The 16,300-nt window shown below is 48.0% G+C and carries 14 protein-coding genes and 4 tRNA genes; 15 read left to right on the top strand and 3 right to left on the bottom strand.

Translation table 11 applies throughout. The features are described from left to right. Positions 1 to 3 precede the first annotated feature (3 nt). The 12 genes from M3M38_RS02905 to M3M38_RS02850 all read left to right on the top strand — a co-directional run bounded on the left by M3M38_RS02905 (position 4) and on the right by M3M38_RS02850 (position 9,852). Positions 4 to 76: transfer RNA gene (locus M3M38_RS02905), tRNA-Thr, on the top strand. Between the two features lie 134 nt (positions 77 to 210). Continuing rightward, positions 211 to 582, top strand: a complete 372-nt coding sequence (locus M3M38_RS02900; RefSeq protein ID WP_252814721.1) for a MerR family transcriptional regulator — start codon at positions 211 to 213, stop codon at positions 580 to 582. 30 nt (positions 583 to 612) lie between these two features. Continuing rightward, positions 613 to 1,959, top strand: a complete 1,347-nt coding sequence (gene glnA / locus M3M38_RS02895; protein WP_252814720.1) for a type I glutamate--ammonia ligase — start codon at positions 613 to 615, stop codon at positions 1,957 to 1,959. Positions 1,960 to 2,078: 119 nt separating this feature from the next. Next, positions 2,079 to 3,551: a peptide MFS transporter gene (locus tag M3M38_RS02890; RefSeq protein WP_420842662.1), complete on the top strand. Its 1,473-nt coding sequence runs from the start codon at positions 2,079 to 2,081 to the stop codon at positions 3,549 to 3,551. Between the two features lie 119 nt (positions 3,552 to 3,670). Then, positions 3,671 to 3,753 (top strand) — tRNA-Tyr (locus M3M38_RS02885). Between the two features lie 9 nt (positions 3,754 to 3,762). Next, positions 3,763 to 3,834 (top strand) — tRNA-Gln (locus M3M38_RS02880). A 56-nt stretch (positions 3,835 to 3,890) separates the two neighbouring features. Continuing rightward, entirely contained in the window at positions 3,891 to 4,592 is a 702-nt protein-coding gene (locus M3M38_RS02875) for a GntR family transcriptional regulator (RefSeq protein ID WP_252814719.1), read from the top strand. Positions 4,593 to 4,691: 99 nt separating this feature from the next. Further along, a complete protein-coding gene (locus M3M38_RS02870; protein ID WP_252814718.1) occupies positions 4,692 to 6,158 on the top strand; it encodes a nicotinate phosphoribosyltransferase in 1,467 nt (488 codons plus the stop codon). 15 nt (positions 6,159 to 6,173) lie between these two features. Next, positions 6,174 to 7,016: an ammonia-dependent NAD(+) synthetase gene (gene nadE / locus M3M38_RS02865; protein WP_252766263.1), complete on the top strand. Its 843-nt coding sequence runs from the start codon at positions 6,174 to 6,176 to the stop codon at positions 7,014 to 7,016. A gap of 73 nt (positions 7,017 to 7,089) precedes the next feature. Then, on the top strand, positions 7,090 to 9,267 hold the full coding sequence (locus M3M38_RS02860) for a Tex family protein (RefSeq protein ID WP_252814717.1): 2,178 nt from the start codon (positions 7,090 to 7,092) through the stop codon (positions 9,265 to 9,267). A 2-nt stretch (positions 9,268 to 9,269) separates the two neighbouring features. Continuing rightward, on the top strand, positions 9,270 to 9,716 hold the full coding sequence (locus tag M3M38_RS02855) for a SprT family protein (protein ID WP_252814716.1): 447 nt from the start codon (positions 9,270 to 9,272) through the stop codon (positions 9,714 to 9,716). A gap of 50 nt (positions 9,717 to 9,766) precedes the next feature. Further along, positions 9,767 to 9,852: transfer RNA gene (locus M3M38_RS02850), tRNA-Leu, on the top strand. Positions 9,853 to 9,959: 107 nt separating this feature from the next. Here the strand turns inward: M3M38_RS02850 and M3M38_RS02845 are convergent. Then, on the bottom strand, positions 9,960 to 11,111 hold the full coding sequence (locus M3M38_RS02845; protein ID WP_252814715.1) for an LCP family glycopolymer transferase: 1,152 nt from the start codon (positions 11,109 to 11,111) through the stop codon (positions 9,960 to 9,962). A 170-nt stretch (positions 11,112 to 11,281) separates the two neighbouring features. Between M3M38_RS02845 and M3M38_RS02840 the strand changes: the two genes are divergently transcribed. Further along, positions 11,282 to 11,953: a 2,3-bisphosphoglycerate-dependent phosphoglycerate mutase gene (locus M3M38_RS02840; protein ID WP_252814714.1), complete on the top strand. Its 672-nt coding sequence runs from the start codon at positions 11,282 to 11,284 to the stop codon at positions 11,951 to 11,953. A 123-nt stretch (positions 11,954 to 12,076) separates the two neighbouring features. Here the strand turns inward: M3M38_RS02840 and M3M38_RS02835 are convergent, their stop codons facing one another. Continuing rightward, positions 12,077 to 13,411 (bottom strand): C1 family peptidase, encoded by a 1,335-nt coding sequence (locus M3M38_RS02835; protein WP_252814713.1) that lies wholly within the window; start codon positions 13,409 to 13,411, stop codon positions 12,077 to 12,079. A gap of 51 nt (positions 13,412 to 13,462) precedes the next feature. Continuing rightward, positions 13,463 to 14,149, bottom strand: coding sequence for a ribose-5-phosphate isomerase RpiA (gene rpiA / locus M3M38_RS02830; protein WP_252814712.1), 687 nt, complete (start codon positions 14,147 to 14,149; stop codon positions 13,463 to 13,465). A 145-nt stretch (positions 14,150 to 14,294) separates the two neighbouring features. Between rpiA and M3M38_RS02825 the strand changes: the two genes are divergently transcribed. Both M3M38_RS02825 and radA read left to right on the top strand, forming a co-directional pair. Continuing rightward, a complete protein-coding gene (locus tag M3M38_RS02825) occupies positions 14,295 to 14,831 on the top strand; it encodes a dCTP deaminase/dUTPase family protein (protein WP_252814711.1) in 537 nt (178 codons plus the stop codon). Positions 14,832 to 14,846: 15 nt separating this feature from the next. Beyond that, complete coding sequence (radA, locus tag M3M38_RS02820; protein WP_252814710.1) at positions 14,847 to 16,229, top strand: DNA repair protein RadA; 1,383 nt, start codon at positions 14,847 to 14,849, stop codon at positions 16,227 to 16,229. Positions 16,230 to 16,300 lie beyond the last annotated feature (71 nt).

Below are 16,300 nucleotides of genomic sequence, written 5' to 3'. Positions count from 1 at the left end.
TTCGCCGACTTAGCTCAGTTGGTAGAGCATCGGCATCGTAAACCGGAGGTCGGAGGTTCGAATCCTCTAGTCGGCACTTATTTTAATGTGAAAAGCAGTTTGACGTTCAATGTCAAGCTGCTTTTTTAGTTTATGTCACTAAACGTAACATCAATCGTTGACCAGTTGACACTTTAAGTTTAAGATTGCAGACAATGAGGAGTTGTGGATATGAGTGAAAAGGAATTAAGACGATCTTTAGCGGTCTTGCCCATGGGAACGGTGATGAAGTTAACGTCACTCACGGCTCGCCAGATTAGATATTACGATGACAGTGGGTTAGTAAACTCGGAACGGACGGAAAGTAACCGCCGTTTGTACTCGTTGAATGATATTGACCGGATTTTAGAAATCAAAGATTATCTTGATGAGGGCATGAATATCGAGCAAATTAAGCGAGTCTACGAGAAACAACGCTTACGCCAATCAAAGAAACAGGCGGCCAAGCAGCAAAGCGTTAGCGACCAGAAAGTGCGTCAGTACTTGCGTAAAGATATCTTAAAGGCCAGCGGCTTATATCAAAACGATGACTCACAATTTTAATCTAAGACATGCTGAAGAAGGAGTAGGAATATGGACAAAACAACTGAGTACACCCCAGATGACATTCGAAAAATGGTAAAAGATGAGGATGTGCGCTTTTTACGGTTAATGTTTACTGACTTGTTAGGGACGGTAAAAAACGTGGAGGTTCCGATTAGCCAATTGGAACAACTCCTTTCCGGCAAGCTTATGTTTGACGGTTCTTCAATTGATGGGTTTGTCCGGATTGAAGAAAGTGACATGTACCTTCAGCCAGATTTATCAACTTGGATGGTCTTTCCTTGGGGTGATGAACACGGTAAAGTTGCTCGTTTAACTTGTAGTGTTCACACTGCTGATGGTGAACAATTCGCTGGTGATTCTCGTAACAACCTGATGCGTGTCTTAGAAGAAATGCGCGAAATGGGCTTCAGTGACTTTAACATTGGACCAGAACCAGAATTCTTCCTCTTTGAAATGGATGAAAATGGTCGTCCCACGAAGAAATTAAATGATCAAGGTAGCTACTTTGACTTAGCTCCGATGGACTTAGCTGCCAACGTACGGCGGGACATGGTGCTAGAATTAGAAAAGATGGGCTTCAACGTGGAAGCTTCTCACCACGAAGTTGCTCCTGGCCAACACGAAATTGACTTTGAATATGACGATGCCATTCGGGCGGCTGACCACATTCAAACTTTCAAGATGGTGGTTAAGACGGTTGCTCGTCGTTACGGATTGTACGCAACGTTTATGCCCAAACCATTGAACGGGGTCAATGGATCAGGAATGCACATGAACATGTCTCTCTTTGACAAAGACGGGAAGAACGCCTTCTTCGACGAAAATGGGGATGACCAACTTTCCCAAACTGCTTATTACTTCTTAGGTGGTTTATTGAAGCACGCCAAGGCATTGACGGCGGTCTGCAACCCAACGGTTAACTCATACAAACGACTGGTACCGGGCTTTGAAGCTCCCGTATACATTGCTTGGTCTGGTGCTAACCGGTCGCCAATGGTACGGGTTCCGATTGCTCGGGGGAAAGGAACTCGACTCGAATTACGGAGTGTGGATCCATCTGCTAACCCATACTTAGCCGTTGCTGCTATTTTAAAGGCTGGGTTAGACGGAATTAAGAACCAGATTACGCCGGATGATCCAATTGACCGGAACATTTACAGCATGGACGGCGAAGAATTGAAGTTAGACCATATTCAAAAACTGCCATCCACGTTGCATGATGCTTTACAAAACTATGCTACTGACGACATGATGAAAGACGCTATGGGTCCCCATATTTACCAAAACTTCTTAGATGCGAAGAATATGGAATGGACGGCTTACAGTCAGAACGTTTCACAATGGGAAAGAAACCGTTACCTTGACATGCTCTAAAATGCACGTTGTAAACTAAAAATAGTTCCTGTATAATCTCCTCTTAACTAATGTTTAATAATTCATTAAGTTAAGAGGAGATTTATTGTTTTCTTCACTAGTTAAGGGAGGTTATTTTTTTGGAAAAGAAACACGACGTTGACCATGCCTTCTTTGGTCAACCAAAAGGTTTACAGTATCTAGCCGGAACCGAATTCTGGGAACGGTTTAGTTACTACGGAATGCGAGCCATCTTGCTGTACTACATGGTGGCTGCGGCAACGCAAGGGGGACTGGGGCTCTCACAAACGACCGGTTTGTCGATTATGTCGATTTACGGAGCGTTAGTGTACCTCGCCTCTGTCTTTGGTGGTTACGTTAGTGACCGGATTTTAGGAAGTCGTCGCACCGTTTTTACGGGTGGAATTTTGATTATGTTGGGGCACATCGCCTTAGCATTGCCAATGGGTTTAGTTGGATTGTTTACTTCGATTGGCCTAATTACCCTGGGAACGGGATGCTTGAAACCGAATATTTCTGACATGGTGGGCAATCTCTATTCCAAGTCGGATGCGCGTCGGGATAGTGCCTTTACGATTTTTACCTTTGCCATTAACTTAGGGGCCTTTATTGCTCCGTTTGTCTGTGGTTGGGGTGCTAGTTCAGTTAGCTACCACTTTGGTTTCTCTTTTGCCGCTGTGGGAATGTTGATTGGATTAATTTTCTACTACTACGGTGGGAAAAAGTACCTAGGTGACGATGGCATTAATCCAACTGATCCCATCCAACGGGATGAATTAGCCAAAATTTCACTTTGGATTATCATTGGATTGATTACTTTTGCAGCAGTGCTGGTGGTAATGCACTTCATGGATATTCTGACGCTAGATAGTTTTGTTAGTGTATTGAGTGTGATTGCCCTAGTAACGCCAGTGATTTACTTCGTTATCATGTTACGGAGTAAAAAAGTTAGTAAGGTAGAACGCTCCCGGGTGTGGGCTTACATCCCACTGTTCATCGGAGCAGCCATCTTCTGGGCCATTGAAGAATCTGGATCTAGTATTTTGGCAACGTTTGCCTTAAAACAGACTAACAATCATCTTGGTTGGCTGACGATTAACCCCAGTTGGTACCAGTCGTTAAACCCACTTTTCATCATGCTGTACACGCCACTTTTTGTGTGGTTGTGGACAAAACTGGGAAAGAATCAACCTAGCACACCGAAAAAGTTTGCGTACGGCCTCTTCTTTGCTGGATTATCGTTCCTTTTTATGGTCATTCCACTTGTGCTGTTTGGAACGCATGCGATGGTAAGTCCGCTGTGGTTAGTGGGAAGTTGGGCCATCATTGAAATTGCAGAAATGCTGATTTCGCCAATTGGTTTGTCAGTTACGACGAAGTTAGCCCCGAAAGCTTTTGGAGCGCAAATGATGAGTATGTGGTTCTTAGGTGATGCTGCTGGGCAAGCCATTAACTCCCAAATTGCTCGTTTCTATACGCCGGGCAATGAGGTTGGGTACTTTGCTGTCATCGGATTAGTTGCCATCTTGATTAGTATTATTTTATTGTTCCTTGTTAAACCAGTGGAAAAGCTGATGGACGGGGTTCGTTAATTCATTAGAAAAAGTCCTAAAAGTTTTAGGACTTTTTTTTATTTTTTCCTTGACGCTTTCCGGGATTTTGGGTAATATAATATATGTTGATTGGGTGATGTGAGTCACCTAAGAATGTCGGAGGGGTAGCGAAGTCTGGCTAAACGCGGCGGACTGTAAATCCGCTCCTTCGGGTTCGGTGGTTCGAATCCACTCCCCTCCATTTTATTATTGGGCTATAGCCAAGTGGTAAGGCACCAGGTTTTGATCCTGGCATGCGCTGGTTCGAACCCAGCTAGCCCAACTAACTAATACGACTGACTTGTGTCAGTCGTATTTTTTTACAATGAGGAGGATCTCATGGCACTTCCAGTTTACATCCAAATTCATGACGACCTGAAGGCTAAAATTGAGCGTGGTGATTGGCCGGTCGGAACGCGACTGCCAGCGGAACGTAAATTAGCACTACAGTACCGGGTGAGTCGGATGACACTGCGCCAGGCAATTGGGACGTTGATTGATGAGGGTTTGTTGAAACGGAAGGCCGGCTCCGGCACCTTTGTCACCAACCAGAAGGTGCAAGAACACATGTCAGGGATTTCCAGTTTTACGGAAACCATGTTGTCATTGGGCAAGCAACCCTCCAGTAAGACCTTATCCTATCGGATTGTCGAGCCGACCTTTCGCGAAGCTGAACATTTGCAGCTAGATCCGGGAGAACGGGTCTTACGGATGGAACGACTTCGCTATGGTGATGACGAACCGATTTGCTTAGAAACCACGGTGGTCACGGCCCGCTTAGTCAGCGACATGAGCCAAGCCGAGGTCACAAAATCGTTGTATCGTTCTTTGGAAGAACGGTGGGGGCAGAGTCCAGCTAGCGCCCAACAGTACATTTCGGCAATTTTAGCCAGTCCGGAAGTGGCCGAGCAACTCCAGATTAAACCGGGCGCTCCAATTCTCAAGTTGAAACAGATTTCATATTTCTCCGACCAACAGCCGTTTGAGTTCGTTGAAACCCAGTATGCGGCAGAACGTTTTGAATTTTATCTGAAACAGTAGTGAAACCAACTCCACGAAGGGGTTGGTTTTTCTTTAGTTGCTAAAGAATGGTAAAATAGCGGTAACTATTTATGAGGAAATGATTTTGGGAGGATAATAATGGCACTGGCTGATGCTGCTGACAACTTAACGCTTCATACCGATGATTATGAAATTAACATGATGGCGACTTACTTTGAAAAGGGAATGGCAGACCGCCACGCCGTGTTTGAAGTTTACTTTCGCAAAATGCCGTTTGGCAACGGGTACGCCGTGTTTGCCGGCTTAGACCACTTAATTGATTACTTAAATAATTTGCGGTTCACGGATGCCGACATTGATTACCTGCGGGCTCAGAGTGACTATTCGGAAGCCTTTTTGGACTACCTGAAGCATTTTCAATTCCACGGAACGATTCGCTCGGCCCAAGAAGGGGATTTGGTCTTTAACAACGAACCAATTGTCCAAGTCGAAGGGACATTACCAGAGTGTCAGCTGATTGAAACGGCGCTTTTAAACATCGTGAATTACCAAACTTTGATTGCCACTAAGGCCGCTCGGATTCGGAGCGTGGCTGGTGACGATCCGCTGCTAGAATTTGGGAGTCGGCGGGCCCAGGAAGTTTCCGCTGCTTTATGGGGAACCCGGGCCGCTTACATCGGCGGCTTTGATGCCACGTCAAACGTACTGGCTGGTCAACAATTTGGGCTACCGATTTCCGGAACCCACGCTCATTCGTTGGTAGAATCATTTGGAAACGACTACGACGCCTTTAAGGCCTACGCCGAAACGCATCGCGACTGTGTCTTCTTGGTTGATACATTTGACACGCTGAAAAGTGGGGTGCCAGCGGCTTTGAAGGTGGCTCGCGAGATGGGCGATCGGATTAACTTCCAGGGAGTGCGGATTGATTCTGGAGACATGGCCTATCTTTCTAAGAAGGTGCGGGACCTGTTGGATCAAGGTGGTTTCCCGGATGCTAAGATTTATGCTTCCAATGACCTCGATGAAAATACGATTAGCAGTTTAAAGATGCAACACGCTAAAATTGATGTATGGGGCGTCGGTACCAAAGTCATCACGGCATTTGACCAACCAGCTTTAGGAGCAGTTTACAAACTGGTTTCGGTCGAAAACGACCAAGGCCAAATGATTGATACCATTAAGATTTCTAACAACGCCGAAAAGGTCTCCACGCCCGGTAAAAAGCAGGTTTGGCGGATTACGGAACAGAAAGATGGTAAGTCCGAAGGGGACTACGTGGCGTTAGCTGCTGAGGATCCCCGTGACGAAGCGGAACTGTACATGTTCCACCCGCAATACACCTACATCAACAAGACGATTACGGACTTCAAGGCCGAACCACTTTTAAAGGACATCTTTAAAGACGGCCAGTTAGTCTACGAACAACCGAGTCTGGCAGAGATTAAGCAACACGCTAACCAGGTGAAGGACATGCTGTGGCCAGAGTACAAGCGGATGCTGAACCCACAAGAATACCCAGTGGACTTGTCACAGGCTGCCTGGGACAACAAGATGAACTTGATCAAACAAATTCAACATGGGCACGAAAATCATTTACAATAAACGGAGGAACAAGCGATGAATGCGGAACAACGCGCCATCCAACAACAAATTATCCAAGCGTTACGGGTTCAACCAGAGATTGATCCGGCAATGGAAGTACGTCGCAGCGTTGATTTTATGAAGGATTACTTGCGCCAAAATCCGGGTCTGAAGACCCTTGTACTCGGGATTTCTGGTGGACAGGATTCGACGTTAGCCGGAAAATTAAGTCAACAAGCCGTGACCGAATTACGCCAGGAAACGGGCGATGCTGACTATCAGTTCATCGCCGTGCGGTTACCGTATGGAGAACAAGCTGACGAAGCGGATGCGATGGCAGCGATTGACTTTATCCAACCCGATCAGACCGAACGGGTTAATATCAAGGCGGCAACGGATGCCATGGTTGTCGCCGTCGATGCTAACGATGAAACGTTATCCGACTTTAACAAGGGGAACCTGAAAGCCCGGGAACGGATGATTGCGCAGTTTGCGATTGCCGGTGCGCATCACGGAGTTGTGGTGGGAACAGACCACGCGGCGGAAGCTGTGACCGGTTTCTACACTAAGTTTGGTGACGGAGCAGCGGATATTACCCCCCTCTGGCGCCTTGATAAACGACAGGGACGGGAATTATTGGAGTATCTCGAGGCTCCTGCAGCCTTGATTGCCAAGACGCCGACGGCTGATTTGGAAGATGACCGACCGGCCTTACCAGATGAGGTGGCGCTGGGAGTTAGTTATTCTGAGATTGATGCCTTTCTGGAAGGTCAGGACGTCAGTGAGCAAGCGGCAGCCACCATTGAGGACTGGTACCGCAAAACGGAACACAAACGCCACACGCCGATCACGGTCTACGACGATTTCTGGAAAAATTAATTAGCGACTAAACTAAAAGACTTCGTTAGCGATAACGGAGTTTTTCGTTTGCAGCGAAAAGGTGAAGATTTAAATGGAACAAAAGTTAGTCAAACAAGTTGTTGCTGAACTTGATCAAATCAAAGTCGGGCAGGCGCAACGGACGTTACAATTATTAGAGGATGGCAATACGGTGCCATTCATCGCGCGGTACCGGAAGGAACAAACTGGTGATCTGGATGAAGTGCAAATTCGTGGATTGGCAGATCGCTACCAGCGGGCGGAAAAGTTAGCTAACCGCAAGGCAGAAGTTACCAAGCAACTGACCGAGCAACGGCATCTAACGCCGCAGTTAGAACGGCAGTTAACGGCAGCAACTACCATGCAGCAGGTGGAGGACCTTTACCTGCCGTATAAAACGAAACGGCAGACCAAAGCCGAACTAGCCAAGCAACGGGGCTTGCAGCCGCTGGCTAATCAATTACTGCAGTTTTCAGCCCAACCGGTGGAACAACTCGCGCAACCGTTTGTTAATCCTGATCAGGAGCTTCCGGACGGGGCGTCAGCTATCAGTGGGGCGCAGGAAATTATCAGCCAAGCTGTCGCCGAAACGGCTCGGTTCCGGGATTGGATTCGGAATTATACCTGGGAACACGGACAGTTAGTTACGGCAGTGAAGTCGCATGGAAAAGAACAGGACGAACGCCAGGTCTACGCGAACTACTACGATTTTACGGAGCGCTTGACTCAGATTCCGGCCTACCGGGTGCTCGCAATTAACCGTGGTGAACAGGAACAGGTCCTGCAGGTTAAAATCGACGTGGATGAGGATGTGATCCTTAACTATCTGCAGTTTCACGTGATTGGTAAGCACACTGGTCCGAGCGTCACGGTGGTGCAGCAAGCTCTGATGGAAGCCTTTCGACGGTTCCTTCGCCCCGCGATTGATCGGGAACTCCGCAATCAGCTCACGGAGGCCGCGGCCACCCATGCAATTAGCGTCTTTGGGACCAACCTTTATCATCTATTGATGCAACCGCCGTTGAAAGGGAAAGTGGTGCTGGGTTTTGATCCAGCCTACCTCACCGGTTGTAAGTTGGCAGTAGTCGACGAACGGGGGAAGTTTCTCGCGAAAAAAATCATTCATGCGACCCCGCCGGCTAGCGAAAAGCAGATCAAGCAGGCCATGAAAGAGTTGCAACAGTTAATTACGCAGTATCACGTGGACGTGGTGGCAATTGGGAATGGAACGGCTTCGCGAGAATCGGAACGGTTTGTGGCGCAGGCGTTGCAGTCCTTAAATCGGCCCGTTCATTACGTGATTGTGAACGAATCAGGAGCGTCCGTGTACTCGGCCAGTTCGTTAGCCCGGGCAGAATTTCCGCAACTCCAGGTCGAGGAACGGTCCGCCATTAGCATTGCCCGCCGGCTCCAGGATCCTCTGGCGGAACTAATCAAGATTGACCCGAAGGCAGTTGGAGTCGGGCAATACCAGCACGATGTATCCGAAAAGGAACTCGATTTGCAACTGGATCGAGTAGTGGAAACGGCAGTGAATCAGGTTGGAGTTAATCTGAACACCGCCAGTCCGCAACTACTGGCCCATATTTCAGGACTGACGCCCGTTGTTGCTGGCAACGTGGTGGATTACCGGGAAGCCAACGGCGGTTTTACCAATCGGAATCAGCTCAAGCAGGTTCGACGCCTTGGACCGAAAGCCTTTGAACAATCCGTTGGGTTTTTACGTATTATAGGGGGAAGCAACCCATTCGATAATACTGACATTCACCCGGAAAGTTATTCGGCGGCCCAGCAGATCCTGGACGAACTGCAAATTAACCGGGAGTATTTGACTGATAAGGATAGTCAAACGAAGCTGCAGCACGCTAATGTCGCACAGTTAGTCGCACAGCTCAATTTACCCAGCTTGTTAGTCACAGATCTCTTACAGGGACTAACTCATCCCGGCCGTGACCTTCGGGACCAGATGCCGGCGCCCTTGTTAAAAGATGACGTGTTAACCATGTCGGATCTCCGCGAGGGGATGCAGCTGCAGGGAACGGTGCGCAACGTGACCGACTTTGGAGCCTTTGTGGATATCGGGGTTAAACAGGACGGATTGGTCCACATTTCCCGGATGAAAAAAGCCTTTGTCAAGGATCCAGCTACGGTTGTCGCAATCGGCGATGTGGTCACCGTCTGGGTGATTGGGGTCGATGAACAACGCCAGCGAATTCAGTTATCGATGATTGATCCACACAAGGAGAAATGATCATGACCGACCAACAGTTACAGCAGTTAGTGGAAACGATTTCGGCAGAATCTTTTCAGCGTCCGTTTTGTCACCGGGCCTATTTTAATCGGCGGCTACAGACCACCGGAGGACGCTATCACTTAAAGTCGCATAACATCGACATTAATACCAAGATGGCGCAGGATCAGTCTGTGTTAGCCGGGGTGATTAAGCACGAGTTGGTCCACTACCACCTGCATCAGATGGGCCAATCGGGCAAACACAATACGTCGGCCTTTAAGCAGTTACTAAAAGCGGTAGGCGGGAGTCGCTACGCCCCGCGGATGGACCAGCAAGATCGCTATCTCTATCAGTGTGAGCACTGTGGACAACAATACCCTCGCCAGCGCCGTCTCAATGTGCAGCGCTATGTCTGCAGTAAGTGCCGTCATCGCTTAAAAGTAGTTAATTCACCAGTCACCAAGTAAAAAGACTTGCATCTCTGCCGAATTCTTGCTATGATAACTATTGTTAATTTGCGGCCATGGCGGAATTGGCAGACGCGCAAGATTAAGGATCTTGTCGGGATTTTTCCCGGTGGAAGTTCGAATCTTCTTGGCCGCACTATTAAAAAGGATTGCTGACATTAGTTCAGCAATCCTTTTTTCATTAGGAAATCGGTGACAAACAAAAAACCGATTTCCACCTCTATGGGTGGAATCGGTTTCTAATTAATTTTTCGGTAATTCGTTGTTATTGTTAACGGAGTCATCACTGTTGAAGAAGGAACCGTCTTCGCCATCTTCTTCATTGGAGTTAACCTTGCGTTGGGTTGGCGTTAACTGGCTTTCGGTTGGTAAATCAAGCGACTGTCTGATTTGATTGGAAACCTTCAACAGTTCTTTATCGGAAGCAACTTGATAACTCAAACCATCAACCATAGCGTTGTCACATTGCAAGGCGGTTTGTTGTAAGTTCTTGGTAGCATCCTTGTAACTGCCAGCGATGGTGACCATGTCGTCAAAGGAAAGGTCCGTTTGCAGGTTGCCTTTCAAACTATTCAAAATTTCACCGTATCGACCCACATTTCCAATTGTTAATCCTTTTTGGAGGATGGCGTTGAGGACTTGACGTTGCCGAATCTGCCGGCCGTAATCACCGAGCGGATCTTGGTAGCGCATCCGGGAATATTGTAGAGCAGTTTGCCCGTTCATGTGCTCGGTCTTCCCTTTTTTCACGCTAATTCCTTCGTAGTCAAAAGTTAGGTTCGGCGTAATGTCCACACCCCCGACGGCGTTAACCATCTGCTTAATCCCTTTCATGTTAACGACGGCATAGAAGTCGACGGGAACGTTAAAGAGCTTGTGGACAACCTCAGTTGCCGTATCAGCCCCGCCAATTGTATAAGCCGCGTTAATCTTTTCGTATGGTTGAGAATCGCCGGGAACCACGACCTTGGTATCCCGCGGAATACTAGTAAAAGTGGTTTTCTTGGTGTTCGGATTCACGGTTGCCAAAATCATGGAGTCCGTGCGTCCCTTATCCGTCCGCCCGAGTTCTCCGGTATCAGTTCCCATCAATAGAACGGTAAATGGCTTGCGTTGCTTAATTACTTTGGCTACATCCCGGGAATTCTTAGCTCCAGAGTAGGTCGAGTTTAACGTGGAAGCCACCCGTTGATACTGAAAGAAGGCGAAGCTAAGGATGGCGATAGCTACGATTAGTAACCCGGCCATCCAGGTCCAAGCCTTGGGATGCCACTCAATCTCATCGGGATTCGGTCGATTTGGTGGTGTCGAACGCTTAGGTGTCGATTGTGATTCATTCATAAAATGGTTGCGGCCGGTACGTTTGTCCGGCTGATTATTCCGTTTCTCTGTCATGATAACCCTCGTTTTTATATCAGTCTATTTTTCATTATAAACTATTCCGAAAAAAAGCCGACGCTAAAACGGTGATTTTAAGGAATTTTTTACAATTAAATCGTCAGTAGTGGTTTTGGGGTGTGTGTTAGAATAACAGATAATGAATTTACTAGGAGGTGGGCGTTTAGATGGCTAAATTAGTTTTGATTCGGCACGGAGAAAGTACCGCAAACCAACAGCATATTTTTACGGGGTGGAATGACGTTCCGCTGACAGAGCAGGGGAAACTGGAAGCTCGAGAAGCTGGTAAACGTCTGCAGCGACTAGATCTGTCCTTTACTGCGGCGCACACCTCCTACTTGAAACGTGCGATTCAATCAGAAAACATCGTGTTAGACAGCATCAACCAGCTTTGGATTTCACAGTATAAGACCTGGCGGCTGAACGAACGGCACTACGGCGCACTAAGGGGGCGCAAGAAACCGGTGGTCCGGGAAGAAGTTGGTGAAGTACGATTCATGCAGTGGCGCCGCAGTTTTACGGCGGTTCCTCCGCTGCTAGACGATGTAGCCACGAAACGGCGCTACGCGCGAATTGGTATCCAGGAACCACGGGCAGAGAGCCTGAAGATGGCCTACGACCGCCTATTGCCATACTGGCAGGATCAACTAGCTCCGCGGCTCTTACAACATGAAAATCAGTTAATCGTGGCCCACGGCAGCTCGTTGCGGGCACTGATTAAGTACCTCGAACACCTCTCAGATGTAGCCATTGACGGGGTTGAGGTTCCGAATGCCCAGCCAATTGTCTATACGTTGGATGACCAGTTGCAAATTGCGGATAAGCAGATTTTGCAGTAGCAATAAGAATTAAATTAGATAGGCGGGTTGGAAAATAATTTTAGTTGATCCAGTGTGATTTTCTTTTCATCAACTAAAAAATGCGTAACCACATTTCGTGATTACGCATTTTAATTTAGTTAATTAAGCTAACGTGCCCATTGGATCCCATGGAGCAAGAACCGTTGGTGTCTGGGCTTGTTCTTCTTGTTCTTGGTTAGTCAGGTACTTCTTGTTGATGACAACCTGGTAAACAAATTCGCTGAACCAGGCGTCACTCATGACGAAGTAACCCTTGGTTCCGACCTTGTCACCCCAGCTGTTTTCGACTTTCCACTTGGTTGGCTTGCCGTCCACGATGTCAACTCCGGTAATCACCATGGCGTGGTCCATGACACTTTCGCCGTAGTCAAGGCGTTCAGCTTTGCTCATACTCATGTCGGTGTCCATCAGTTGGTCAACGTGGTAGAGGTTGGTGTCCATCAAACCGTTCTTCCGGTCGCTGTCTTGACCCACGTCGCTACCGAACCAGACCGTTTCACCGGCTTGGAGTTGCTTGATGGTTAATTCCTTCAGACGTTCGATTGGTAAGTTGTAGTGCTTGATTGGTTGTCCACCTACAACATTTCCTAACATTTCAACCGTGTAAGTTTGGTTAAACGGCTTGTCGTCCGTCGGGGAGTTAATGATGGATACGTAGTCTGCTAAGTTAACGTTTACGTATTTTTTAAAGAACTCTCGAGGCGTGATGTTTTGATCAACGTGGTACTGGTTGTCACTATCGCGGTATTCGAAAGTGAACTTTGTCGTGGGTTTGCCAAAGGCGTACACTAACATCCGGTAGATTTCGTTTAACATGTCGTCTTTTTTGGCGTTAATGATTTCTTCGCTTTGACCGTCTTTAACCAGTTTCCGTAAGATAATTGCATCATGACGTAACTGGGTGTTTAAGGCGCTGTTTAACTCACTGGAGTTATTGCTGCTGGCAGTCTCAGCCATGGCAGACTTCGGTACCACGCCGTACTTTTCAATCAAAGCGGCAATCATGTCCCATTGACCACCATCTTGTTGTGGCGTTTGTAAGAGGAAGTTCACCTTTCGATCAGTCAATGGTTGGTCAGCCGTCTTTAAGACGTTGGTTAAGAAGTAGTTCGACTTTTCAAACTTATCCCAGAAGAAGAGGTAAACTTGAGAAAGTTCGAATTCCTTCGGGACGTTAAAGTTGCCTTCAACCTTGGACCGCATCGTGTTCAAGGCGGCAAAGAGCCAGCAGCGACCGCTCCTTTTTTGGTCAGAAACCGGTTGGCTCGAGACGTCCACGGAAAAGACGGGGTCTAACTGGTTGTTGGCTTCGTAGTCAGCGGCGGAAGCTAAAATCCCGTTGTGGGTAACGGCCCGGCGGATCACGTCAGCATCTGGTTGTTCCTTTAGGTTATTTTGATAACGTTCAATGTTTTCTGGTGAAATTTCCTTTGGCATTGCAATGACCTCCATCAATAAATTACGAATATTATACCGCATTTTAGGTGTTTAACGCACGTTAATGACCTCAGGACCAGTGGCGTGTTGCACAATAATCGTGTTTACCATGTCTAAGAATAGACCGTGTTCAACTACTCCAACTAGGGGATCGAGGATGTGAGCCAGTTCTTTGGGATCATCTAAGGGATCGAGGTAGAGATCAATGATGTAGTTGTTAGAATCCGTAGTAACGAACTCGCCAGCTGCGTTCTTGCGGAGCTTGGGTTGTAAGTCTAACCGGTCTAAGCGGCGTTCGAGTTGCGTACTTCCGTAGGGAATGACTTCCACCGGAACTGGATAGTTGAAAGCGGTCACCATCTTGCTTTCGTCCACAATCCACATGTTCTTTGTGGAGTTCGTGGCCACAATCTTTTCCATTAAATGGGAAGCCCCCCCACCTTTGATACCTTGGTAGTGTTCGTCAATCTGATCGGCACCGTCAATCGTGAGGTCAATGCGGTCGACTTCATCGACGGTTTTGAGCGGAATTCCTAGTTCGTTGGCATGCTTGCGGGTGGCCTTGGAAGTTGGTACCCCGACGATGTTGAGGCCTTCCTGGACTCGTTTCCCCAGGGCTTCGACCATGTACCACATCGTGGAGCCACTCCCAATGCCGACAACCATGCCATCTTCAATGTATTGAACGGCTTCTTGACCCACCTGCGCCTTTTGTTGTTTAATTGCTTCGCTATCCATTGACTGTCCCTTTCATCCACCATATAATTTATAATTCAGTATTTAATTTTCCATGGCTTTTTAGCATTTGTCAAGTAATGTTGAATTGCTCTAAATCCTGTTAGAATGGTACTATCCAATTATTTAAAGGTGAGGAGTTTTGCAAATGAAACGAGGGTTTGAAATTACATCACAAGCGGCTGATTTGGGGATTCAATTACCCCAGCGCGCGACGAAACAAGCAGCCGGTTATGACCTGGCGAGTTCAACCGAGATGGTGCTACCATCGATCTGGAAGCAGGGGCTTTTACGCGCCTTTAAGATTCTGCGTAAAGGCCGGAAGTTAAGCGCTACGGAAGCCGACGATGCCAGTCAAGATTTGAAGCCTTACTTAGTTCCAACCGGCATCAAGGCCTACATGCAACCCAATGAAGTATTGATTTTGGCCAATCGGTCCAGTAATCCACTGAAACGGGGCCTAATTTTACCAAATGGAATCGGCGTAATTGACGCCGATTACTATAATAATGAAAAAAATGAGGGAGAGATCTTTGTCCAGCTGGTTAACTGGGGGATTCGGGATCGTAAAATTCACAAGGGCGATCGGATTGCCCAGGGAATCTTCATGCCGTATCTCCTAGCGGATGCGGATGAAACGCCACACACAACGAGAACCGGTGGCTTTGGCTCTTCTGGTGATTAGAGAGGAAGAACGTGTATGAGTAAAACAAAAACCCAGTTTGTCTGTTCTAACTGTGGTTACATTTCACCGACCTACCTGGGCCGGTGCCCCAATTGTGGGGAATGGAATACGTTTACCGAAGAAACGGTCACAAAGGATAGTGGAACAAACGCCAAGTCGACTCGAGTGTCTTTGACGGGGGGGCGCGTAGAACCGCAACTGATTAACGAGGTTGACGCTCAAGACGCACCACGCTACCAGATTCAATCAGCCGAGTTAAATCGGGTGCTCGGGGGCGGGATTGTGCCCGGATCCCTGGTTTTAATCGGGGGCGATCCCGGAATCGGGAAGTCGACCTTACTGCTCCAAGTTTCCGGTCAATTAGCCACACTCGGAAAACGGGTCTTGTACGTGACCGGAGAAGAAAGTGCGGATCAGGTCAAGATGAGGGCGGATCGGTTGCAAATTGCGGCAAACGACCGTCTCTACGTCTTTCCAGAAACTGATATGACGGCGGTGCGCGATGCGATTGCAAACCTAAAACCGGACGTCGTGATTGTTGACTCCGTTCAAACGATGCAGGAGGGCGACGTGGACTCCGCGATTGGCTCGGTCTCGCAGGTCCGGGGGGTAACGACCGACCTGATGAACATTGCGAAGACCAACAACATCACGGTCTTTATCGTGGGCCACGTGACCAAGGGCGGTGCAATTGCCGGACCGAAAACCCTGGAACACATGGTGGATACGGTGCTGTACTTTGAAGGTGACAAACACCACTCGTACCGTTTGTTACGGGCGGTCAAAAATCGGTTTGGCTCGACCAACGAACTCGGCATCTTTGAGATGGCGGACGGGGGCCTGCAAGAGGTGCAAAATCCGTCGGAGATTTTCCTAGAGGAACGGCTGAAGAATGCGACCGGATCAGCCATTGTGGTGGCGATGGAAGGAACCCGGCCGATTTTGGTGGAACTCCAGGCCCTGATTACGCCCTCGGTCTTTGGGAACGCACAGCGAACCGCGACCGGAGTGGATCGGAACCGCATCTCGTTGATCATGGCAGTCCTAGAAAAGCGAGCCGGCTTGATGCTGCAAAATCAAGATGCCTACGTCAAGGCCGCTGGGGGCGTGAAATTGAACGAACCCGCGATTGATCTGGCGATGGCGGTCAGCATTGCCTCCAGTTACGAAAACATTAGTACCAATCCACGCGAGTGTTATGTTGGAGAGCTCGGCCTGACCGGAGAAGTGCGGCGGGTCGATCGCATGGAACAACGAATTCGGGAGGCCGCTAAGTTGGGCTTTGACCGCATCGTGGTTCCCCAACACAGCTTGGAAGGGCTTGACGTTCCTGATGGCATTGAAGTAATCGGAGTGACGACCCTTGAGGAAGCACTAAAGTTGGCCATTCCCAAGTAAAGTAAGCAGTGCAGGTTTATTTTTGTGAGTATAAATTGTAAACTAAGGTTAAACCATATCATAAATAGAAA

It is taken from the genome of Fructilactobacillus cliffordii, assembly GCF_024029355.1.
Classification (GTDB): Bacteria; Bacillota; Bacilli; order Lactobacillales; family Lactobacillaceae; genus Fructilactobacillus; species Fructilactobacillus cliffordii.
Note: the sequence above shows the minus strand (reverse complement) of the source record. Positions and strands in the feature narration are given on the sequence as shown.